General features: G+C 73.5%; 22 protein-coding genes and 1 riboswitch. Of the genes, 15 read left to right on the top strand and 7 right to left on the bottom strand.

Annotation, left to right across the window (positions count from 1 at the left end; all coding sequences use genetic code 11):
• The 10 genes from ftsR (at position 1) to EKO23_RS05955 (ending at position 10,733) form a co-directional block, all read left to right on the top strand.
• Positions 1 to 732, top strand: coding sequence for a transcriptional regulator FtsR (gene ftsR / locus EKO23_RS06000; RefSeq protein ID WP_134715095.1), 732 nt, complete (start codon positions 1 to 3; stop codon positions 730 to 732).
• Positions 733 to 807: 75 nt separating this feature from the next.
• Positions 808 to 1,275 (top strand): bifunctional nuclease family protein, encoded by a 468-nt coding sequence (locus tag EKO23_RS05995; RefSeq protein WP_134715092.1) that lies wholly within the window; start codon positions 808 to 810, stop codon positions 1,273 to 1,275.
• Positions 1,276 to 1,474: 199 nt separating this feature from the next.
• A complete protein-coding gene (locus EKO23_RS05990) occupies positions 1,475 to 2,083 on the top strand; it encodes a MerR family transcriptional regulator (protein WP_425464385.1) in 609 nt (202 codons plus the stop codon).
• 90 nt (positions 2,084 to 2,173) lie between these two features.
• Positions 2,174 to 2,280, top strand: a riboswitch (glycine riboswitch).
• Between the two features lie 75 nt (positions 2,281 to 2,355).
• Positions 2,356 to 5,226: an aminomethyl-transferring glycine dehydrogenase gene (gene gcvP, locus EKO23_RS05985; protein WP_134715090.1), complete on the top strand. Its 2,871-nt coding sequence runs from the start codon at positions 2,356 to 2,358 to the stop codon at positions 5,224 to 5,226.
• Between the two features lies 1 nt (position 5,227).
• A complete protein-coding gene (locus tag EKO23_RS05980) occupies positions 5,228 to 6,559 on the top strand; it encodes a serine hydrolase domain-containing protein (RefSeq protein ID WP_246050928.1) in 1,332 nt (443 codons plus the stop codon).
• Complete coding sequence (locus EKO23_RS05975) at positions 6,556 to 7,167, top strand: flavin reductase family protein (RefSeq protein ID WP_134715087.1); 612 nt, start codon at positions 6,556 to 6,558, stop codon at positions 7,165 to 7,167. The genes EKO23_RS05980 and EKO23_RS05975 overlap by 4 nt, the downstream gene beginning before the upstream one ends.
• A 10-nt stretch (positions 7,168 to 7,177) precedes the next feature.
• Positions 7,178 to 7,963 carry a GNAT family N-acetyltransferase gene (locus EKO23_RS05970; RefSeq protein WP_134715085.1) on the top strand — a complete coding sequence of 262 codons (786 nt, stop codon included), beginning with the start codon at positions 7,178 to 7,180 and terminating at the stop codon, positions 7,961 to 7,963.
• Entirely contained in the window at positions 7,963 to 9,840 is a 1,878-nt protein-coding gene (locus EKO23_RS05965) for a penicillin-binding transpeptidase domain-containing protein (protein ID WP_134715082.1), read from the top strand. Before EKO23_RS05970 ends, EKO23_RS05965 begins: the two co-directional genes overlap by 1 nt.
• Before the next feature lie 61 nt (positions 9,841 to 9,901).
• Positions 9,902 to 10,471, top strand: coding sequence for a transthyretin-like family protein (locus EKO23_RS05960; RefSeq protein WP_134715079.1), 570 nt, complete (start codon positions 9,902 to 9,904; stop codon positions 10,469 to 10,471).
• Positions 10,472 to 10,478: 7 nt separating this feature from the next.
• Positions 10,479 to 10,733, top strand: coding sequence for a peptide methionine sulfoxide reductase (locus tag EKO23_RS05955; protein ID WP_246050927.1), 255 nt, complete (start codon positions 10,479 to 10,481; stop codon positions 10,731 to 10,733).
• Positions 10,734 to 10,742: 9 nt separating this feature from the next.
• Here the strand turns inward: EKO23_RS05955 and EKO23_RS05950 are convergent, their stop codons facing one another.
• Together EKO23_RS05950 and EKO23_RS05945 are read right to left on the bottom strand one after the other, a co-directional pair.
• Positions 10,743 to 11,603 carry an HpcH/HpaI aldolase/citrate lyase family protein gene (locus tag EKO23_RS05950; RefSeq protein ID WP_134715075.1) on the bottom strand — a complete coding sequence of 287 codons (861 nt, stop codon included), beginning with the start codon at positions 11,601 to 11,603 and terminating at the stop codon, positions 10,743 to 10,745.
• A 50-nt stretch (positions 11,604 to 11,653) separates the two neighbouring features.
• Positions 11,654 to 12,736, bottom strand: a complete 1,083-nt coding sequence (locus EKO23_RS05945) for an HpcH/HpaI aldolase/citrate lyase family protein (protein ID WP_134715073.1) — start codon at positions 12,734 to 12,736, stop codon at positions 11,654 to 11,656.
• 180 nt (positions 12,737 to 12,916) lie between these two features.
• On the opposite strand from EKO23_RS05945, the gene EKO23_RS05940 reads away from it, so the two are divergent.
• Entirely contained in the window at positions 12,917 to 13,162 is a 246-nt protein-coding gene (locus EKO23_RS05940) for a WhiB family transcriptional regulator (RefSeq protein ID WP_134715071.1), read from the top strand.
• 35 nt (positions 13,163 to 13,197) lie between these two features.
• Here EKO23_RS05940 and EKO23_RS05935 read toward each other — a convergent pair whose 3' ends face one another.
• Genes EKO23_RS05935 through EKO23_RS05925 form a run of 3 tightly spaced genes read right to left on the bottom strand, consistent with a single transcriptional unit; the run spans position 13,198 to position 16,327 of the window.
• Positions 13,198 to 14,016 (bottom strand): ABC transporter permease, encoded by an 819-nt coding sequence (locus tag EKO23_RS05935; protein ID WP_134715069.1) that lies wholly within the window; start codon positions 14,014 to 14,016, stop codon positions 13,198 to 13,200.
• Positions 14,013 to 14,957 carry an ABC transporter ATP-binding protein gene (locus EKO23_RS05930; protein ID WP_134715067.1) on the bottom strand — a complete coding sequence of 315 codons (945 nt, stop codon included), beginning with the start codon at positions 14,955 to 14,957 and terminating at the stop codon, positions 14,013 to 14,015. The genes EKO23_RS05935 and EKO23_RS05930 overlap by 4 nt, the downstream gene beginning before the upstream one ends.
• Before the next feature lie 5 nt (positions 14,958 to 14,962).
• On the bottom strand, positions 14,963 to 16,327 hold the full coding sequence (locus EKO23_RS05925; protein WP_134715065.1) for an acyltransferase family protein: 1,365 nt from the start codon (positions 16,325 to 16,327) through the stop codon (positions 14,963 to 14,965).
• A gap of 128 nt (positions 16,328 to 16,455) precedes the next feature.
• Here EKO23_RS05925 and EKO23_RS05920 point away from each other — a divergent pair, with 128 nt between their 5' ends.
• Together EKO23_RS05920 and EKO23_RS05915 are read left to right on the top strand one after the other, a co-directional pair.
• Positions 16,456 to 17,457 carry a GNAT family N-acetyltransferase gene (locus EKO23_RS05920; protein WP_134715063.1) on the top strand — a complete coding sequence of 334 codons (1,002 nt, stop codon included), beginning with the start codon at positions 16,456 to 16,458 and terminating at the stop codon, positions 17,455 to 17,457.
• A 38-nt stretch (positions 17,458 to 17,495) separates the two neighbouring features.
• Positions 17,496 to 17,930: a hypothetical protein gene (locus EKO23_RS05915; protein ID WP_134715061.1), complete on the top strand. Its 435-nt coding sequence runs from the start codon at positions 17,496 to 17,498 to the stop codon at positions 17,928 to 17,930.
• Between the two features lie 259 nt (positions 17,931 to 18,189).
• Here EKO23_RS05915 and EKO23_RS05910 read toward each other — a convergent pair whose 3' ends face one another.
• Together EKO23_RS05910 and EKO23_RS05905 are read right to left on the bottom strand one after the other, a co-directional pair.
• Positions 18,190 to 18,951: a hypothetical protein gene (locus tag EKO23_RS05910; protein WP_134715059.1), complete on the bottom strand. Its 762-nt coding sequence runs from the start codon at positions 18,949 to 18,951 to the stop codon at positions 18,190 to 18,192.
• Complete coding sequence (locus EKO23_RS05905) at positions 18,948 to 19,517, bottom strand: GNAT family N-acetyltransferase (protein ID WP_134715057.1); 570 nt, start codon at positions 19,515 to 19,517, stop codon at positions 18,948 to 18,950. The genes EKO23_RS05910 and EKO23_RS05905 overlap by 4 nt, the downstream gene beginning before the upstream one ends.
• 23 nt (positions 19,518 to 19,540) lie before the next feature.
• Here EKO23_RS05905 and EKO23_RS05900 point away from each other — a divergent pair, with 23 nt between their 5' ends.
• On the top strand, positions 19,541 to 20,122 hold the full coding sequence (locus tag EKO23_RS05900) for a cytochrome b (RefSeq protein WP_134715055.1): 582 nt from the start codon (positions 19,541 to 19,543) through the stop codon (positions 20,120 to 20,122).
• A 98-nt stretch (positions 20,123 to 20,220) separates the two neighbouring features.
• The gene (locus tag EKO23_RS05895; protein ID WP_217702492.1) at positions 20,221 to 21,690 is read left to right on the top strand and encodes an LVIVD repeat-containing protein; all 1,470 of its coding nucleotides are present in this window, start codon (positions 20,221 to 20,223) and stop codon (positions 21,688 to 21,690) included.
• Positions 21,691 to 21,724: the final 34 nt, after the last annotated feature.

Here is a 21,724-nt window from a genome sequence, read left to right as displayed (position 1 = left end):
GTGACCTCCGCAGCGGCGTCGTCCCGGGCGCGGCTCAACATCGGGGAGGTCCTCGGGCAGCTGCGCCCCGACTTCCCCGGGATCTCGATCCCGAAGATCCGGTTCCTCGAGGACAAGGGGCTGATCCACCCGGAGCGGACCCCCGCCGGCTACCGCAAGTTCTCCCCGGCCGACGTCGAGCGGCTGCGCTACATCCTGCGGATGCAGCGCGACCACTACCTCCCGCTCAAGGTCATCGGCGAGCACCTCGACGCGATCGACCGCGGTCTCGAACCGCCTCCGATCGAGTCCGTGGTGCCGACCGTCCCCAAGGTGGCGCTGGCCAGTGACGGCATGCCGAGCGCGGACTCCTTCACCCGCACCAGCGACCTGCGGCTCTCCCGCAGGGAGCTGCTCAAGACCGCCCGGATCGACGAGGACCTGCTGGCCCAGCTCGAGACCTTCGGCCTGGTGAAGGCGAGCCGGAGCGGCCACTTCGGCGCCGACGACCTGCTCATCGCCACCGTCGCCCTCGAGCTCTCCGGGTACGGCGTCGAGCCGCGCCACCTGCGGGCCTTCAAGACCGCCGCTGACCGCGAGGTCGGTCTGGTCGAGCAGGTGGTGGCCCCGGCCAAGTTCGGCCGGGACGCCGCAGCCAAGGCGCGTGCCGAGGAGACCGTCGCCGAGATCGCGGCGCTGTCGGTGAAGCTGCACGCGACCCTGGTCAAGGTCGGCCTGCGCGCCACCCACTGAGCGATCTCCGGCGTCTCGCCGACCGGCGCCACCGACGGGGTTCGGTGGCCCCCACCCCGGGAGTAGGGTGGCCGCATGCGTGAAGTGGATGTCATCGGAGTGCGGGTCGAGATGCCGTCGAACCAGCCGATCGTCCTGCTGCGGGAGGTCTCGGGGGAGCGGTACCTCCCGATCTGGATCGGGGCCGTGGAGGCGACCGCGATCGCGTTCGCCCAGCAGGGCGTCGTACCCCCGCGACCGCTGACCCACGACCTGATGAAGAGCATCGTCGAGGAGACCGGCAACGAGCTCACCGAGGTGCGCATCACCGACATGAAGGACGGCGTCTTCTACGCCGTGCTGGTGTTCGGCTCCGGGGTGGAGGTGAGCGCCCGGCCGTCGGACTCGATAGCGCTGGCGCTGCGCACCGGCTCGCGGATCGTGTGTGCCGAGGACGTGCTCGACGTCGCCGGCCTGGCGGTGCCCGAGGAGCAGGAGGACGAGGTCGAGAAGTTCCGGGAGTTCCTCGACCACGTCACCCCCGAGGACTTCGAGAGTCACTGATGCTCGGAGGAGGGGAAGAAACCTCACCCTCAAGCAGAGGTTGAGGGTTTGCGACACGCCGCCCGTTTCGTTGCGAACCCTCAGGCAGAGGCTTACCTTGAACTGTCTCTGTTGTAACTCCACCGTTGTGGTTGACCCCGACCGCGGCGGCACCTTCCCCCAGGAGTTACGCCCAACGGAGTAGCAACGGAGGAAGCACGTGGGAGTGAACGACAACGGCTCGGCCGGCCAGCAGCCGGACCAGGAGTCTGCACGGATCGCTGCGGACCAGGCCGACGAGCAGGGACTGCTCTTCACCGACGACGTCTCCCCGCTGCCGAGCGACACGGGCTACCGCGGTCCGACCGCCTGCGCCGCCGCCGGCATCACCTACCGCCAGCTCGACTACTGGGCACGCACCGGGCTGGTCGAGCCCTCGGTCCGCGGTGCCTCCGGCTCCGGCAGCCAGCGCCTCTACTCCTTCCGCGACATCCTGCTGCTCAAGGTCATCAAGCGCCTGCTCGACGCCGGCATCTCGCTGCAGCAGATCCGCACCGCCGTCCAGCACCTGCGCAAGCGCGGCACCGACGACCTGACCCGGGTCACCCTGATGTCGGACGGCGCCTCGGTCTACGAGTGCACCAGCAACGACGAGGTCATCGACCTGCTGCAGGGGGGCCAGGGCGTCTTCGGCATCGCCATCGGCGGTGTCTGGCGCGAGATCGAGGGCTCGCTGGCCGAGCTCCCGAGCGAGCGCACCGTCGAGGACGACGGCCAGTCGCACGGCACCGACGAGCTCGCCGCCCGGCGCGCGCGCAAGATCGTCTGAGTCCGCACCCCACCGACCTTCCGGATCGGCCCGTCACCCCCGTGGTGGCGGGCCGGTCCTCGTTGCGGTGGTAGATTCGACCGCGCTGACCAATCCCGCACGGGAGAGTCTCCGCCCGGTCGCCCCAGACCGGAGCGGAGCGCCGAAGGGGCAAATCCTCCCCGGAACCTCTCAGGCGCCCGGACCGTGCGGGCTGGCAACTCTGGAGCAGGGCCCGCGGGCCCGGTGACAGAGGGGGAGGGCGACCCGGACGACCCTTCGAGGAGCCCCCGTTGACCGACCACCCCAGCCTGTCCGAGCTCGACAACACCCCCGGCTTCGCGCGCCGCCACATCGGCCCCGGCGCCTCCGACGTGGACACGATGCTCGAGGCCCTCGGCTTCCGCTCCCTCGACGAGCTGATGGAAGCCGCGGTCCCGCAGGGAATCCGCGCCGCCGACGAGCTCGCCCTCCCGACTGCGGTCACCGAGACCGCCGCCGCCCGCGAGCTGCGCGCGCTGGCCGCCGAGAACAAGCCGGCCGAGGCGCTGATCGGCCTCGGCTACCACGGCACCGTCACGCCACCGGTGATCCGGCGCAACGTGCTCGAGGACCCGAGCTGGTACACCGCCTACACGCCGTACCAGCCGGAGATCTCGCAGGGACGGCTCGAGGCGCTGCTCAACTTCCAGACCATGGTCGGCGACCTGACCGGCCTGCCCACGGCGAACTCCTCGCTGCTCGACGAGGGCACGGCCGCGGCCGAGGCGATGACGCTGGTACGCCGCGCCAACCGCAGGGCAACCGGCCCCTTCGTGGTCGACGCCGACGCGCTGCCGCAGACCATCGAGGTGGTCCGAACCCGCGCCGATGCGATGGGCATCGAGGTCGTCGTCGCCGACCTCACGGACGGCCTGCCCGAGGGCGACCTCTGTGGCGCGCTCGTGCAGTACCCCGGAGCCTCCGGCCGGGTGCTCGACCCGCGACCGGTGATCGAGGCGGTGCACGAGCGCGGTGCCCTGGCCGTGGTCGCCGCCGACCTGCTCGCGCTCGCGCTGCTCGAGGCGCCCGGCTCGCTCGGTGCCGACGTCGTGGTCGGGTCGTCCCAGCGGTTCGGCGTCCCGTTGTTCTACGGCGGGCCGCACGCGGGCTTCATGGCCGTCTCGGCGGGCCTCGAGCGGCACCTGCCCGGCCGTCTGGTCGGCGTCTCCGTCGACGCGGAGGGCCGCCCGGCGTACCGGCTGGCCCTGCAGACCCGCGAGCAGCACATCCGCCGCGACAAGGCGACCTCCAACATCTGCACCGCGCAGGTGCTGCTGGCCGTGGTCGCCTCCATGTACGCCGTCCACCACGGCCCCGACGGCCTGCGGACGATCGCGACCCGAACCCACCGGTACGCCGCGGTGCTGGCGCGGGCCCTGGCCGACGCCGGCGTCGAGGTCGAGCACGCCGAGTTCTTCGACACGCTGTCCCTGCGGGTGCCCGGCCGGGCCGCCGCGGTGGTCGCCGCCGCGCGCGAGCACGGCCTGCACCTGCGCCTGGTCGACGCCGACCGGGTCGGGCTGTCGACCTCCGAGACCACCACGCGCGAGACCGTCGACGCCGTGCTGGCCTCGTTCGGCGTCGCCGGCGTGGACGTCGACGGCATCGACCAGACCGTGGCCGACGCGCTGCCCGAGGCCCTGCGCCGCACCACGCCGTACCTCACGCACGAGGTGTTCTCCGCGCACCGCAGCGAGACCCAGATGCTGCGCTACCTGCGCCGCCTCTCCGCACGCGACTACGCGCTCGACCGGGGCATGATCCCGCTCGGCTCCTGCACGATGAAGCTCAACGCGACCACGGAGATGGAGCCGGTCAGCCTGCCGGGCTTCGCCGACCTGCACCCGTTCGCGCCGGCCGAGGACGCGGCCGGCTACCACCGGCTGATCGGCGACCTGGAGGGCTGGCTGGCCGAGGTCACCGGCTACGACCGCGTCTCGATCCAGCCCAACGCCGGCTCGCAGGGCGAGCTGGCCGGCCTGCTCGCGATCCGCGGCTACCACCACGCCAACGGCGACACCGGCCGCGACGTCTGCCTGATCCCGTCCTCCGCCCACGGCACCAACGCGGCGTCCGCGGTGATGGCCGGCATGCGGGTGGTCGTGGTGAAGGGCGCCGACGACGGCTCCGTCGACCTCGACGACCTGCGGGCGAAGTGCGGGGAGCACGCCTCCGACCTGGCCGCGATCATGGTGACCTACCCGTCGACGCACGGCGCCTACGAGGACACCATCAGCGACCTCTGCACGATCGTGCACGACCACGGCGGCCAGGTGTACGTCGACGGCGCCAACCTCAACGCCCTGCTCGGCTTCGCCAGGCCGGGCGAGTTCGGCGGCGACGTCTCGCACCTCAACCTGCACAAGACGTTCTGCATCCCGCACGGCGGCGGCGGCCCCGGCGTCGGCCCGGTCGCGGTGCGCGAGCACCTCGCGCCGTACCTCCCCTCCCACGGGCAGCACCCGGTCGCGGCGAAGCGGGAGGGGATCGGCCCGATCAGCGCGGCGCCGTACGGCTCGGCCGGCATCCTGCCGATCTCGTGGGCCTACATCCGGCTCATGGGCGGAGCCGGCCTGACCCGCGCCACGGCGGTCGCGGTGCTCGCCGCGAACTACGTCGCCAAGCGGCTCGGCGAGCACTACCCGGTGCTCTACAAGGGCCACGGCGGGCTGGTGGCCCACGAGTGCATCCTCGACCTGCGCGGCCTCACCAAGGAGACCGGCGTCAGCGTCGACGACGTCGCCAAGCGGCTCATCGACTACGGCTTCCACGCGCCGACCATGTCGTTCCCGGTCGCCGGCACCCTGATGGTGGAGCCCACCGAGTCCGAGGACCTCGGCGAGATCGACCGGTTCTGCGACGCGATGATCGCGATCCGCCAGGAGATCGCCCGGGTCGGCACGGGAGAGTGGAGCCCGGAGTCGTCGCCGCTGCGCGGCGCGCCGCACACGTCGCGGGTCCTGGTCGGCGACTGGGACCGCGGCTACTCCCGCGAGCTCGCGGTGTTCCCGGCCGGCGTCGACCCCGACAAGTACTGGCCGCCGGTGGCCCGCATCGACCAGGCGTACGGCGACCGCAACCTGGTGTGCGCCTGCCCGCCGCCGGAGGCGTTCAGTGAGTGAGGTGACCTCCGTCTTCGACCCGACCGCCCGCCGGCTGCTCGCGAAGGTCGCCCACTGGCAGGTGGCCGGCCGGCTGCCGTCGATGGTGGCCGGCGTGGTCCGCGACGGCGACCTCGTCTGGTCCGCGGGGTACGGCGACGTCCCCGGCGACCCGGTCGACACCCAGTACAAGATCGGCTCGATCACCAAGACCTTCACCGCGGTCCTGGTCCTGCAGCTGGTCGAGGAGGGGCGGCTGTCGCTCGACGCCACCGTCTCCTCGGTGCTCGGCGACGTCGGCTACGGCGACCGCACGATCCGCGGCCTGCTCGCCCACAACGCCGGCTACCAGGCCGAGCCGAACGGCCCCTGGTGGGAGCGGTCGGAGGGCGGCGGGTTCGGCGAGCTCGACGCCGCGAACGACGGCTCCGACGCGGCGTTCGGGGTCGGGGAGACCTTCCACTACTCCAACCTGGCGTACGGCGTGCTCGGCGAGGTGGTGTCCCGGCTGCACGGCGGCGCGTGGTGGGACAACGTGCGCGACCGGATCTGCGCCCCGCTGGGCATGGACCGCACGTCCTACCAGTTCTCCGCGCCGCACGCGCAGGGGACGAGCGTGCACCCGTTCAGCGGCGAGGTGCTCCACGAGCCGCACCCCGACACCGGGGCGATGGCACCGGCCGGGCAGCTGTGGAGCACCGTCGCCGACCTCGCGACGTACTGCGGGTTCCTGCTCGACGGCCACCCCGACGTGCTGCCGAAGGAGCGGCTGGAGACGGCGTACGTCCCGCAGTCCGGGGCGCTCGACACCGGCCTCGACTACGCGCACGGGCTCGGCTTCCAGATGTTCCGCGGCGGCTCCGGCACCCTGGTCGGGCACACCGGCTCGATGCCCGGCTTCATCGCCACCTGCTTCGTCGACCGCAAGCGGCGCACCGGCGTGGTCGCAATGGCCAACGCCACCGCCGGGATGCCCGCCGGCCAGGTCGCGATCGACCTGCTCGCCGAGCTCGAGGCCTGCGAGCCGACCATCCCGCCCGCGTGGACGCCGTCGACCTCGGTACCCGACGCGGTGCGCGACGTGCTCGGCCAGTGGCACTGGGGGACCTCGGTGATCACCATGACCTGGGAGGGCGACGCGCTGGTCACCCGCCGGGCCGGCGTGGAGGCCTACCGGCACCAGCTCCGGGACGGTCGCCTGGTCGGCAGCAGCGGCTACATGCACGGCGAGGAGCTGGAGGTCGTCCGCAACGACGACGGCTCGGTCAGCCACCTGGACCTCGCCACGTTCATCCTGACCCGTTCGCCCTACGACCCCGCCGCGCCGATCCCGGGCGGGTCCCCGCTGGCATGAGCAAGCCCGTCGGAGACGCCGAGACGTGGCCCAGCCAGTGGATCGTGGAGTCCTGGCAGGGCGACTTCGGCTTCCAGTTCCGGCCCGGCGAGGACAGCCCGGTCCACGACCCGGCCGCGGCCCGCTCCTTCCGCGACACCCTCGGCCGGTTCGCCACCGGGGTCACCGTGGTCACCTCGACCGACGACGGGCGCCCGGTCGGCCTGACCTGCCAGTCGTTCACCAGCGTCTCGCTGGACCCGCCGCTGGTGCTGTTCTGCCCGGCCCGCACCTCCCGGTCCTGGCCGTCGATCGAGCGGTCCGGGGTGTTCGCGGTCAACCTCCTGGCCCGCGACCAGGAGCACGTCTCCGACACCTTCGCGACCCGGGGCATCGACAAGTTCGCCGGGCTGTCCTGGACCCCGGCGCCGGTGACCGGCGCGCCGCTGCTGTCCGGGATCCTCGGCCACGTCGAGTGCGAGATCGAGGCGGTGCACGACGGCGGCGACCACCACGTCGTGATCGGCCGGGTGGTCGGGCTCGGCACCACCGACGCCGAGCACCCGCTGCTGTTCGTCGACGGGCGCTACGCCGGGCGCCACCACGAGGAGCACCCGGACGGTCGCTAGGGTCGTCCGCGTGGACGCCCCCCTGAGCTGGCACACCGACCTCGCCGTACTGGCTGCCTCCGGCTCGTCGGTCGAGGAGCACGCCGACCACCTCGTGGTGCGCACGCCGGCCAACCCGGCGTACCACTGGGGCAACTTCGTGCTGGTCACCGACCGCGCCGCGGTCGACGACGCGTCGAGGTGGGACGCGCTGTTCGCGACCTGCTTCCCGGACGCCCGGCACCGTGCGATCGGTCTGGCGGCCGACCCGGGCGACCACGCCTCGTGGGAGGCCCTCGGGATGCGGATCGAGCACGAGGACGTGCTGGTCCGGGACGCGCGGCCGGAGCGGCGGCCGCTGCCCGAGGGGTACGCCGTCCGGCCGCTCGAGACCGACGACGACTGGGCCCAGTCCCACGCGCTGCGCCTGGCCGACCTGACCGAGGAGGAACGGGGCCGTCCGGGACGCGTCGAGCACGAGCACGGCTCGACCGAGGCCCGGCGCCGGCTGGTCGGGTCCGGGGACGCCGTCTTCCTCGGCGCCTTCGCCGGCGACGAGCTGGCCGCCGACCAGGGCATCCTCGACTGCGGGGGCGGGGTGGCGCGCTACCAGGACGTCATGACCAAGGCCTCGCACCGCCGGCGCGGGCTCACCTCGCACCTGCTCGGCGAGGCGGGCGCGTGGGCGGCCGGCCGCGGCGTGCACACCTGGGTGATCCTGGCCGATGCCGGCGAGGCGCCGAGCCGGCTCTACCAGAAGCTCGGGTTCCGGCCGTCGGAGCCGACCAGCCAGGCCTACCGGGGGGCGATCGACTGATGCGCAGGCTCGGGATCCGGGTTCCCGTCACGACGGCCGCGATCGTGCTCCAGCTCGGCACGCTGACGGCGTGCACCGACGACGGTGCCCGCCAGGACGCGGCCGAGGAGTACGCAGCCGACCTCGCCGCCGCCCTGACCAAGGGCGACCTCGGCGACCTGACGGTCTCCGGCGGCGGCCAGGAGGACCTCGACCGGACGCTTGGCGACCTCGGTGAGTACGACGTGGAGGTCAGCGCCGGGGACGTCGAGGTGGCCGACGACGCGGGGACCGCGATGCTGCACTGGGCGTGGCAGACCCCCGCCGGCCCCTGGGAGTACGACGCCGAGGCCACCCTCGAGCCGGACGGCGACGACTGGCTCGTGACCTGGGTGCCGTCGCTCGTCGAGCCCTCGCTGGCGTCGGGGGAACGCCTCGAGAGCACGACGCTGCGGGCCCGCCGCGGCGACATCCTCGGCGCCGGCGACGAGCCGCTGGTGACGGCGCGGCCCGTGGTCCGGTTCGGTATCGACAAGACCAAGGTCAAGGCCGCTCAGGCCCCGGTCTCGGCCCGCGCGCTGGCCGGGCTGCTCGACGTCGACCCCACGCCGTACGCGAAGCTCGTGAAGGCCGCCGGCCCCCAGGCCTTCGTCGAGGCGCTGGTGCTGCGCGAGTCCGACGCGGGGTCCGTGCGCGGCGCCGGGCTGGACGCGATCCCCGGTGCCGTCGGCATCGGCGGCGAGATGCCGCTGGCGCCGACCCGCGAGTTCGCGGCCCCGATCCTGGGCCGGGTCGGGCCGGCCACCGCCGAGATCGTGGAGAAGTCGGACGGCGCGGTGCGCCCCGGCGACGAGGTCGGCCTGTCCGGGCTGCAGGCGAGGTACGACGACGAGCTGGGCGGCACCCCGGGCATCCGCATCCAGGCCGTCGGTGGGAAGGAGGAGCGGGTTCTGTTCACGGCCGACGAGACCAACGGCGAGCCGCTGCGCACGACCCTCGACCCCGGCCTGCAGACCGATGCGGAGGCGGCGCTCGCCGGCATCGGCCCGGCCAGCGCCGTGGTCGCGATCCGCCCGTCCACCGGCGACGTCCTGGCCGCGGCCAGCGGGCCGGGTTCGGACGGGTACAACACCGCGACCTTCGGGCAGTACGCCCCCGGATCCACGATGAAGGTGGTCACCTCGCTTGCCCTCCTGCGGGCCGGGCTGCAGCCGTCCACCACCGTGCCCTGCACGCCGTCGATCGTCGTGGACGGCAAGCGGTTCGAGAACTACGACGACTACCCGTCCTCCGCCCTCGGTGACATCGCGCTGCGCACCGCCGTGGCCAACTCCTGCAACACCGCCTTCATCTCCCAGCACGGCAAGCTCGGCGAGCGAGACCTCACTCAGGCCGCCGCGGCGCTCGGGCTGGGGGTGGACCACGACCTCGGGTTCCCGGCGTACTTCGGCTCGGTGCCCAAGGCCGCCTCCGAGACCGAGAAGGCCGCCTCGCTCATCGGCCAGGGCAAGGTGCTCGCCTCCCCGATGGCGATGGCCACCGTGGCGGCGTCCGTCGTGCAGGGGAAGACCGTGCTGCCGCGGCTGCTGCCCGACCACGACGCCAGCCGGGAGCAGCCGGCCGAGCCGCTCACCGGAGGGGAGGCGCAGGTGCTCCGCGAGCTCATGCGGGCGGTGGTCACCGACGGCAGCGGTGCGTTCCTGGCCGACGTACCGGGGCCGCCGATCGGCGCGAAGACCGGCACCGCCGAGTTCGGCACCGGCGACCCGCTGCCCACGCACGTGTGGATGATCGCGATCCGTGGCGACCTTGCGGTGGCCGTGTTCGTCGACCGCGGGCAGTCCGGGTCGCAGACCGCCGGCCCGATCCTGGAGGAGTTCCTGCGCTCGGCGGGCTGACCCGTGCCATGCTCGGCTCCTGGTCCCGCCGCGGGTGGCGGGAGGCACGGGGGAGGTCGGCATGGGGGAGGTCGGCATGGGGTGGCGGTTGCTGGCAATGGCGCTCCTGGTCGCCGGGGCGACCGCCTGCACGGCGTCGAACGGCGAGACGCCGTCCCGGGACGAGCGGAGGAGCGACGCCTTCGTGCGCGGGCGCGTGCTGGCCGACGGCGAGCCGGTCAGCGGGGTCCGGGTGTCCGTGCGCCTCGAGAAGCCGGGTAGCCCCGATGGCCGTCGCCACGCCGACTACCTCGACGACGGTGGGTACGACGCCTCGGCACGGACCGGTGACGACGGGACCTACGTCGTCGAGGTCGACCCGCGCGACCTCGCCGACGAGCTCTTCACCGACGAGCGCTCCGTGACGTACGGACTCGGGCTCACTGCACGCGGCCGGTCGATGGGGTGGGGAGGCACAGCCTGGCTGGTCGGCGACGACCGGACGTGGCGCACCGACCCGCTGGCGGACGGTGACGACCGTGTCCTCGAGGTGGACATCGACGTCGTGCGGGGCAGGGTCCGGGTGACCTCGTCCAGCGGGGACACCGAGACGCACGGGCTTGCCTGGGTCGGGGCCGCGCCCGCGCCATGATGGAGTGGTGACCGACCTCGCCGCTCTGCTCGACCGACTCCCCGACGGCTGGAGCCGGGTCACCTTCGACGGGCGGACGTACGGCGTGACCAGGACGCGCGCCGTCGACGGTCACGCGATCAGCCTGTACGCCGAGGAGCTGGGCGGCACCGACGTCGTCAGCGCGAACGTCTACCGCACCGCGGAGGAGGACCTGCTCAGGCCCTGCGAGATGCCGGGCGCCAAGGTGATCGCGTTCCTGCGCGGCCTCGAACCCGCCTGACCCCGCGCGTCAGGAGAGGGCGCGGATGGCGTCGTGGACGGCGAGCGTGCGCTGCGCCGACTCGACGTGCAGGTTCTCGATCATCCGGCCCTGGTAGGTGACCACGCCCGAGTCGCGCGCCTCCCAGGCCTCGAGGATGCCACGGGCGTCGGTGACCGCCCGCTCGGACGGCGCGAACGCCTCGTTCGCGCCGTCGACCTGGCCCGGGTGGATCAGGGTCTTCCCGTCGAAGCCCATCTCGCGGCCCTGGCGGCACTCGGCGAGGAAGCCGTCGGTGTCCTTCACGTCGTTGTAGACGCCGTCGAGGATCGCCTTGCCGGCGGCGCGGGCGGCGAGCAGCGCCAGCGACAGCGAGGCCAGCAGAGGGGCGCGGCCGGGGACGTGCTCGGCGTAGAGCTCCTTGACCAGGTCGTTGGTGCCCATCACCAGCACCGCCAGGCGATCGGACGCAGCGGCGATCTCACGAGCGTTGAACATCGCCTCCGGGGTCTCGACCATCGCCCACAGCCGTGTCCGCTCCGGGGCGCCCGCCTTCTCCATCGAGGCGACCAGGGCGCGGACCTCGTCGGCCGAGCCGACCTTCGGTACGACGATGGCGTCCGGCCCGGCGGCGCTGGCGTCGACGATGTCGTCGGCGTGCCACGGGGTGTCCATGCCGTTGACCCGGATGGTGACCTCGCGGGCGCCGTACTCGCCGGACGCGGCGGCCGCGCAGGCGGCGTCGCGGGCGGCCGGCTTGGCATCGGGGGCGACGGCGTCCTCGAGGTCGAGGATCAGGCCGTCGCAGGGGATCGTCTTCGCCTTCTCCAGCGCGCGCTCGTTGGACGAGGGCATGTAGAGCACGGAGCGGCGGGGGCGGAAATCATGCATGGTGGGGCCCCCGGGCGAAGCGGAGCGGAGCGAGCATCCGGCTGGGGTGGTCACTCACCGGCGGGCACCTCGATCGCGTCGTACTGCTTCTTCAGCTCGGGGTCTATCGCGGCGAGCTGCTCGGCGAGCTCGACCAGCACCAGGCACTGCTTGAGCGAGGCGTCGTCCTCCATCTTCCCGTCCAGCATCACCGCGCCGGTGCCGTCGCCCATGGCGGCGACCACCCGGCGGGCGTGGGTGATGTCCTCGACCGACGGGCTGAACACCTTGTTCGCGATCGCGATCTGCTTCGGGTGCAGGCTCCACGTCCCGACGCAGCCGAGCAGGAACGCGTTGCGGAACTGGTCCTCGCAGGCCACCACGTCGGCGATGTCGCCGAACGGGCCGTAGTAGGGGTAGATCCCGTGCATCGCGCAGGCGTCGACCATCCGCGCGATGGTGTAGTGCCACAGGTCCTGCTGGTACGTCGGTCGTACGGCGTCGGGCTGGTCGGGGTTCGGGTCCCGCCGGACCAGGTAGCCGGGGTGGCCCCCGCCGACCCGGGTGGTCTTCATCCGGCGGTCCGCGGCGAGGTCGGCCGGGCCGAGCGAGAGCCCCTGCATGCGCGGGGAGGCCCCGCAGATCTCCTCGACGTTCGCGACCCCGCGGGCGGTCTCGAGGATCGCGTGCACCAGGATCGGGCGGTCGAGCCCGGCCTTCGCCTCGAGCTGGGCGAGCAGCCGGTCGACGTAGTGGATGTCCTCGGCGCCCTGCACCTTCGGGACCATGACCACGTCGAGCTTGTCGCCGATCGCCGGCACCAGCGTGGTCAGGTCGTCGAGCACCCAGGGCGAGTCCAGGGCGTTGATCCGGGTCCACAGCTGCGTGGGCCCGAAGCTGGTCTCCCGGGCGATCGTCACCAGGCCCTCGCGCGCGGCCTCCTTGTTGTCGGCCTTGACGGCGTCCTCGAGGTTGCCGAGCAGCACGTCGACGGTGCCGACCATGTCGGGCACCTTGGCCGCCATCTTCGGGTTGCTGGGGTCGAAGAAGTGGATGGCCCGCGACGGCCGGGCCGGGATCTCCCGGAGGGGAGCGGGGGCGCCCACCGCGAGGGGGGCGAAGAAGTCCTTGGCGCTGCGTGGGGAGCCGGTCATGGGGCGGAACCTAGCAGCGCGCCCGGCCGTCCCGGTATGACCCATGCCACGCGCCCGATCCGGACAGGAACGGCCGCGATCCTGCCATTTCGGACAGCCCTTCAGGGGTATCTAAGGCATCTTCCTGATGCCCGGGACTACCTCAGACGGCCACGCTGAGGGACAACGAGGGGAGCAACGTTGTCCGTCCTGCCATGCCAGACCCGTCCGGAGCTGTTCTTTGCCGAGCACTCGCGCGCCCTCACCGAGGCGCAGCGCCTGTGCGCCGGGTGCCCGTTGCGCGAGGCCTGCCTCGCCGGCGCCCTGGAGCGCGGCGAGGCGTACGGCGTGTGGGGCGGCCAGATCCTGATGGCCGGCGAGGTGGTCCCGTTCAAGCGGGGCCGGGGCCGTCCCCGGAAGGACGAGCGGCAGCCCGGCGCCGCCTGAACGGGCGACTCGGCGAGGCGCTGCGAGCGGGTTGGTCAGGCGTCCCGGCGGCGCAGCACCCACCAGGCGGCGAGCAGCACCGCCGCGACCTCGGAGGCGAACACGGCGAACGACGGCCAGGCACCGAGCAGGTCGGGGTTGAACGGCACCGGCGCGGCCAGTACGCCGCCGGCGTTGCCGGGCATCAGCCGCTCCAGCCAGAGGCCGAGGTCGCCGGGCACCAGGATCACCATGGTGCCGACCACGAACACCAGCGCGATCACGATCGAGATCACCGCGGCGGTGTGGCGGAGCAGGAACCCGGCGCCCAGCGCCAGGAGGCCGAGCCCGGCCATGTAGAGCCCGGAGCCGTACATCGCGCGCAGCACGTCGCCCTCGAGCGGCAGGCCGATGCCCTCGCGGTCGAGGAAGTGGTTGCCGCCCCAGTAGCCGAGCAGCGCGGTGGCGGTGCCGGTCACGAACAGCAGCCCCGCCAGCGTGACCGCCTTGGCCGCCAGCACCCGGCCGCGCTTCGGCACCGCCGCGAGCGACGTACGGATCATGCCGGTGCCGTACTCCGTGGTGACCACCAGCGCGCCCAGGACGATCGCGGTGACCTGCGCGATCATCATCCCCCACGTGATGAACGAGCCGGGCGACTCGTCGGCGTCGTCGGAGGCCAGCCAGTCGGCGTTGCCCCAGCACATGAGGACGGTGAGGCCGGCGCCGAGCACGACCATCGCGGCGACGGTCCACCAGGTCGACCGGACGCTGGCCAGCTTGAGCCACTCGGCCCGGAGGACCGCGCCGAACCCGGGGGTCCGGTCCGGCGCGGTCGTACGGGAGGTGGTGTCGGGGGCGAGAGCGGTGCTCATGCCGGAACTCCTTCGGGAGCATCGAGGTGCGCGTGGTACTCCACGCTGTCGGCGGTCAGGGTCATGAAGGCGTCTTCCAGCGAGGACCGGACCAGGGTCAGCTCGTGCAGCACCAGTCCGTGCGCACCGACCAGGTCGCCGACGCCGGCGGCGTCGGCGCCGGCGCCGGTCACGTGCAGCTCCTCACCGGAGGTGGTGGCCACGGCGGTGACGTCGAGCCCGCGGCCCGCGAGCAGGGAGGCGACCTCCGACTGGCGCGGCGCCCTCACCCGGACGAACGACGTGGCGTGCCCGGCGATGAACTCCTCCATGGAGGAGTCGGCCAGCACCCGGCCGCGGCCCACCACGATCAGGTGGTCGGCCATCAGCGCCATCTCGGACATGAGGTGGCTGGAGATGAAGACGGTGCGGCCCTCGTCGGCGAGCTTGCGGGCCAGCGAGCGGACCCAGCGGATCCCCTCCGGGTCCAGGCCGTTGACCGGCTCGTCGAGGATCACCACCGGCGGGTCACCGAGCAGGGCGGCCGCGATGCCGAGCCGCTGGCCCATGCCGAGCGAGAACCTCCCGGCCCGCCGGCCGGCGACGCCGTCGAGGCCGACCAGGTCGAGGACCTCGCCGACCCGGGTGGTCGGGATGCCGTTGCTGGCCGCCATCCACCGCAGGTGGTCGCGGGCCGAGCGGCCGGGGTGGATCGCGTGCGCCTCGAGCAGCGCGCCGACCTCGCGCAGCGGCGCCGGGGACGCGGCGTACCGGTGGCCGTTGACGGTCACCGAGCCGCTGGTCGGCCGGTCGAGCCCGAGGATCATGCGCATGGTCGTCGACTTGCCGGCACCGTTCGGTCCGAGGAAGCCGGTGACCCGCCCGGGCTCGACGGTGAAGTCGACGCCGTCCACGGCCGTCGTGGTGCCGAACCGCTTGGTCAGGGCATGGGCTGTGATCATGCCCGTCAGCCTGCCGAGCCGAGCGCCTCCCCGGCATCGGGGAGCGCCCCTGACCTGCCCCTGAGCCGACCCCGGGGCGACCACGTGACCAGCCCGAGCAGCGGGAGCAGCACCAGCAGTCCGACCACGACCTCGCGGTGCACGGATCCGTCCGGCCACACCACGCCCCGCCAGGCGAGCAGGGCCAGCCCGACGCAGGTCGCGGTCACCCCGAGCAGCGGGACGACGACCGGGGGTGCGGCGCCGGGTGGGCCAGCCGGGTGCTCGAACCGGCCGAGCGCCAGCACCAGGCCGGCAGTGACCGTGCCCACCAACGCGAACCACCAGAACCTCGACCACCACCAGCCGGCGGTGCCGTAGGGGACCTCCAGCAGCGCCGCGAGCGGGGTCCCCGGCACGCCCAGCGCCACCAGACCGACCGCGGTCAGGTGCCACAGGTAGAGCGTCATGATCCGGGCGTTCACCGCCACCGTCGCCGCCCACACCGGCCGCACCCGCGCGACCCGGCCCAGCAGCGGCTCGAGCAGCATCGCCACCCCCGCCTGGGCCACGCCGAGCCCGACCAGCGTGGTCCGCGGCGGCGCGGTGTTGCCGATCTCGGGGCCGCGGACGCCGACCATCGACGTGGCGTACGGCCCGAGGTGGGTCAGCACCACGAGCACCGCGAGTCCTGCAGCCGTCAGCAGCAGCCTCCGGGGCACGCCCGCGACCCGGCCGTCCAGCCACGCGTACCCGAGCTGGTGCAGCGTCGCCCACACCACCAGCGCGTTCACCGCGGCGACCAGCGGCAGGCCGGCGGCCAGGCTCGCGACATCGACGGCCACCACGACGGCGGCACCCGCGAGCACCGACCACAGCCCGATCCGGTCCCAGAGCGCCAGCGTCGCGGGCACCAGCGCCACCACGACGACGTACGTCGCGATGAACCAGAGCGGCACCAGGGACGCCCGGTCGGCGATCCGGAGCGCCCGCGCCGAGGTGCCGAGGCGCAGCAGCCCCGGCAGCAGCAGCCACAGCACCAGCAGCGGCACCAGTGGGCCGACCAGGCGCTGCAGCCGGTGTCGCAGCCACGCGGCGTACGGCGTCCCGGCGGCCACGGCGTGCCGCCACGACAACGCGTTGGCGAAGCCTCCGACCACGAAGACCAACGGCATCACCTGGAACAGCCAGGTCAGCGGGTGGGTCCACGTCGCCAGGCCGAGCAGGCTGCTGCGCCGTACCCCGCCGTCCTCGTCGAGCCAGAGGACCGCCATCAGCCAGTGCCCGGCGACCACGGCCAGCACCGCGCTCGCGCGGACCAGGTCGACCGCCCGGTTGCGGTCGGCCGGCGTGGTCGCGACGAGGTCGCAGATCCGGGTCTGGCTCCGCATGCTCCCAGTCTGGCTAGGTCGCTCGGCGCGCCGCCCGGGTCGAAGGTCCCAACCGGCTCCAACGGGGTCCCACGACGCAGAACGAAAACCGGGTGCGCCGGCCCACCGCGGAGCGGCACGCTGGAGGCATGCAGACCGCCACCCTGACCCTGCGCCGCGTCGATCCCGACGACGTCGACGCGGTGCGGGCGTACGTCGAGGTGACCAACGAGGTCCGCGCCGCGGACACGCCGTGGGAGCACCCGACCACGATCGCGCAGTCCCGGGGCGGCCTCCGGCACGGCTGGGAGGACGACCCGTTCACTGCCTGGCTGGGCGAGGTCGACGGGACCGTCGTGGGCGTCGCGGAGTACGCCGTGATCCGGTGGGACAACCACCACGTGGCGCTGGCCGAGGTACGGGTCCGTCCCACCTGCCGCCGGCGCGGCCACGGCAGCGTCCTCCTCGAGCGCATGGTCGAACGGGCCCGCGAGGACGGCAAGACCACCGTCCTGGTCGAGGCGTACGACGTGCCGGCGTCCCGTCCCTTCGCCGCGCGGCACGGGTTCGAGGTCGCAGCGACGGACGTCGCCCGGCGGCAGCTGCCCGGCGAGGTGGACGCGGAGACGCTGGCGGCGCTGCGGCGCGAGGCCGAGCCGCACGCGGCGGACTACGAGATCGTGCGCCGCCTCGGTGCCAGCCCCGCGGAGGAGCTCGCCGCGATCGCGGGCATGGCGGCCGCGATCAACGACGCCCCGATCGACGACCTCGACATCGAGGACGAGGTGTTCTCGGCGGAGCGGGTGCGGGCCTACGAGCACGCCCAGATGGCGCAGGGCTACCTTCTGCACCGGGTCTTCGCCCGGCACCGGGAGACCGGGGAGCTGGCCGGGCACACCGTGGTCGTGGTGTCGGCGGAGCGCCCCGAGATCGCCGGACAGCACGACACCTCCGTGGTGCGCGCCCACCGCGGACACCGGCTGGGGCTCCTTCTCAAGGTGGACATGCTCCAGTGGCTGGCCGAGACCCAGCCGCAGGTGGCCACGATCGACACCTGGAACGCCGCCAGCAACGACCACATGATCGGCATCAACGAGGCGCTCGGCTACCGGGTGATGGCGCGGGCGTTCGAGATGCAGCGCAAGCTCTGAGGCGTTTGCCGGTGCCCGTCGCGGGCTACGGACCGGGCATGACCGACCTGCCCACCCCCGACCACCGCCGCCCGGACGGCGTCGACGACGCCACGGTCGAGGCGGTCGGCCGGCTCACCGAGGCGCTCGAGACGGTCGAGCGGGCCCGCGGCCACCTCTACTCGTTCCACCAGCTGACCGGAGAGGCGGACTTCAAGCTCGGCGACGCAGCCGACCAGTTGCGCGAGGCCGGACACACCCGGCTGGCGGACCGCCTCGAGCGCGAGATCGTCGGCCGCAACGTGATCGGGGGGCGGTGGACCTTCCAGCTCACGGAGGAGTACGACGACACGTACTGGTCCGCGGTCCGTGCCGCCGAGCGCGAGGTCCGCGAGGCCCTCGTCGGCGGCCGGCGTCACCTCGCCGAGGCCGAGCTCAAGGAGCAGCGCCGGACGCCCGGGCACCCCGACCACACCGCCACACCGGGGGAGTGAGCCAGGGCCAGGCGGCTGCGCCGTCGTACGGCTGCAATTGCAGCCTTGTGACAGGGCGGGCGGACCAGCGCTCTGCCATACGGCTGCAATTGCAGCCGCGTGACAGATCCGGCGGCCGATTCCGTGGCATACGGCCGCAATTGCGGGCTTGCGGCAGGGCGGCACGCGTCGCGCGCTGTCATGCGGCTGCAATTGCAGCCGCGTGACAGATCCGGCGCCGGCGCCGAGGGACCCCCGACCCGGCGCCCGCTGGGTCGGCTCAGAACGGCAGCAGCAGGTCCGCCAGCCCGTCGACGCCCGGGTCCCCGCTCGGCCCGCGGTGCGCGAGCGACAGCAGTGCGGCGGTGGGGTCGACCCGATCGGTGGCCGGACGGTCCTCGCACCAGGTGACGGTGAGGCCCCGAGCGGAGACCCGGGCCTCCGCGACGTACGGCGCCTCCGCGACGTCGAGCACGAACCGGCGCGGGGGGTCGACCGCCTGCGCCGGGTCGAGCCACCGGTGCGCGACCCCGAGCGTGGCCCGGTAGGCGAGGACGGCGCGTTCCGGCGGGACCGCGTGCGGCCTCCGCAGCCCGGCGGCCAGGTCGTGCCCGTGCACCACCAGCTCGCCGAGCAGGCAGCCGAAGGCGTCCAGCGCGCGCACCCGGATGCCGGCCTGGAACGGGATCAGCACTTCTCCGTCGAGGACGTGCGGCAGGATCCGCCGAGCCACCACCGCGGTGTCGCGGATCAGCTCCATGCCCAGCGTGAGGATGTCGCGGGACGGCAGCGCCGCCAGCGACTCGGCGTTCACCCGGGCGGTGTCCTGCGGGGTGCTGCTGCGGCGGCGGTCGCCGAGCGCGCGGCGTACCACCGACAGCAGGTGAGCCGCGGTCTCGGCGACCGTCCACTCCAGCCCGGGGACCGAGTCGCGGCCGTTCACCGGCCGGGCGGCGTGCAGCATCCCGCCGACCGCCCGTCCCTCGGCCTCGATCGCCCGGGCCAGGGCGTCGCGGTCGGTCGGGCCGATCGGCAGGCTCACCGGACGAGGCCTCCCCGCGGCGCCGGCACCGGGTCGGGGGCGACGTACGACCAGCTCTCGGTGTCCTCCCAGACCCCCGGCCGGGAGTAGGTCTGCCGGAGCACGCCCTCGAAGCGGTACCCGGCCCGGCGTGCGACGGTCTTCGACGCGGTGTTGTCGACCGAGATCAGCAGGAAGACGCGGCGCATCCCGAGCCCGAGCGCCCATTCGGTGAGCTGGCGCAGCGCCTCGACCGCGACGCCGCGTCCGCGGGCCTCGGGTACGACGGCGTACCCGAGCTCCGCGGTGCGGGCCTCCCGGTCGACGTGCGGTGCGACCGCGATGCCCAGGAAGCGGCCGTCGGCGCAGTCCTCGATGGCGAAGTTCTCCCTGGCCGGGCGGTGCGCGTCGTAGCGCTGCCGCCAGGTCTTCGCGTAGCCCGGCGGGACTGGCCACGGCAGCGGGGTGAAGCGGGTGACGTCCGGGTCGGCCAGCATCGCGACGAACGGGGCCTCGTGCTCGTCGTCGAAGGCGACCAGACGGATGTCGGGCCGCTCGCCGCCGTCCTGCTGCCGGGTGTCGGGCATGGCGGCAGCCTAGGCTGCCCGGCATGGCCACGACCACGGATCCCGCCACGGCGCGTCAGGGGTACGGCCGGGTCGCGAAGCTCCTGCACTGGCTCACCGTCGCCGCGCTCGTCGCGCAGTTCACGATCGGCTACGTCATGGAGGCCGAGGACGGCGGCCGGGGTCGCGGGCGGGGTCGGGGGCGGGGACGCAGCGGCGACGACGGAGGCGGGCACGGCCGAGGGCGCGGCCGTGGCGGGCACGACGACGAAGGCCTGGTGGAGCAGGGCTGGTCGCTGCTCACCGCCCATGTGGCGCTCGGGCTGGCGATCCTGCTGGTGGCGCTGGTCCGGGTCGTGTGGCGGCGGGTCGACGGCCTGCCGTCGTGGGCGGAGACCCTGTCCGCGCGGGAGCGGCGGATGGCCCACGTCACCGAGCGGGTGCTGCTCGCGATGCTGTTCGTGGTGCCGGCGACCGGGCTGGTGCTGGTGCTCGTCGACGACGACTGGCTGGCCGCCCACGTCACCGCGCACGTGGTGTTCTTCGCGGCCCTGGCGGCGCATCTGGGCCTGGTGCTCAAGCACACGCTGGTCGACCGGGACCGGCTGCTGGCCCGGATGCTCTGAGCGGCACCGCGACGGAGGCGGGCGTGACCCCGGGCGGGCTGGGGCGTTGGACGGGGGAGGACCCACCCAGCCGATGACCCAGCCCGCCCGGAGGACCCGTGACGCCGACCCGCCGCCAGCCCGCCGTTCGCCGCCTGGCCGTCGCCCTGGTCCTCGTGGCCGGGGTGGCCGGTGCGCTGACCGCCGCCTCCAGCTTCGGCTCGTCGTACGACTTCCCCGAGGCGACCCCCAAGGCGCAGTGCGGGCCCGGGGCGCGGCCGGAGACCTCGTACCAGGGGCGGGTGCCGGCCCGTGACTACACGACCGGCCGGGCCGCGAAGGGCTACCGCTGCAACACCCGCGAGATCGCCCACCACGGCACCAGCGGCGGCTTCAAGGTGCACCGCTACACCGATCGGAAGGGCAACACCTGCGCGTTCTACGACTCCACGCTGGTCTTCCCGCGCGACGTGCTGGCGAACGCCGCCAGCGGCACCGGCGTGGTCGTGCTCGACATGACCGACCCCGCGCGGCCGCGGCAGACCGCCACCCTGACCACACCGGCGATGGAGAGCCCGCACGAGACCCTCCTGCTCAACCGCAGGCGGGGGCTGCTGGCCGGGGTCCTCGGCACCGCCGCGACGTACCCCGGCGTCCTCGACATCTACGACGTCCGCACCGACTGCCGGCACCCCAGGCTGCTCTCGACCACGCCGTCCGGCCTGCTCGGCCACGAGTCGGGCTGGTCCCCGGACGGGAGGACGTTCTGGAGCAGCAGCACGGTGGCTTCGCTGGTCGCCGTCGACGTGACCAACCCGAGGCTGCCGACGCCGGTGTTCTCCCAGCTCGGGGTGCAGTACCACGGGATGCGGCTCTCGGCCGACGGCCGCGAGCTGTACGCCGCCAACATCGGCTCGCCCGGCCCCACCGGCGTCACCGGGGGCGGCCTGCGCATCCTCGACGTCAGCGAGGTCCAGGACCACGAGCCGGACCCCCAGGTCGGCGTGCTGAGCGACCTGACCTGGCGGGAGCGCTCGATCCCGCAGGTGGCCGAGCCGTTCAGCCGCGACGGCCGCGACTACCTGCTCGAAGTGGACGAGTTCACCGACCTGTTCTCGTTCAGCGGCCTCACCGACCCGGTGAGCTCGCCGGTCGGTGCCGCCCGGATCATCGACGTGGAGGACCCGCGGCACCCGCGGGTGGTCTCCGACATCCGCCTCGAGGCGCACCAACCGGACCGCCGGGCCGGGCAGACGGGGGACCCCGGCGCCTCGTTCCCCGCCCAGGGGTACGCCGCCCACTACTGCTCGCTGCCCCGACGCAAGGCTCCGAACCTGGTCGGCTGCTCGATGATCCTGTCCGGCCTGCGGGTCTTCGACATCCGCGACGTCCGGCACCCGCGCGAGGTCGCCTACTTCAACAGGCCGCTGATGCCGGGGAAGAAGGTCACCCTCCCGAACGCCGAGGGCGCCTACGCGATGTCCGCACCGGCCTGGGACGTCGGTCGCCGGTCGATCTGGTACTCCGACGCCAACACCGGCTTCTACGTCGTGCGGCTGACCAACGGCGTCGGCCGGCTGCTGGACTGACCGCGGGATCCGGCAACTACAGCCCTGTAGTTCC

Source organism: Nocardioides guangzhouensis (genome assembly GCF_004519545.1).
Lineage (GTDB): Bacteria > Actinomycetota > Actinomycetes > Propionibacteriales > Nocardioidaceae > Nocardioides > Nocardioides guangzhouensis.
This window is presented reverse-complemented; position numbering and strand designations above follow the sequence as displayed.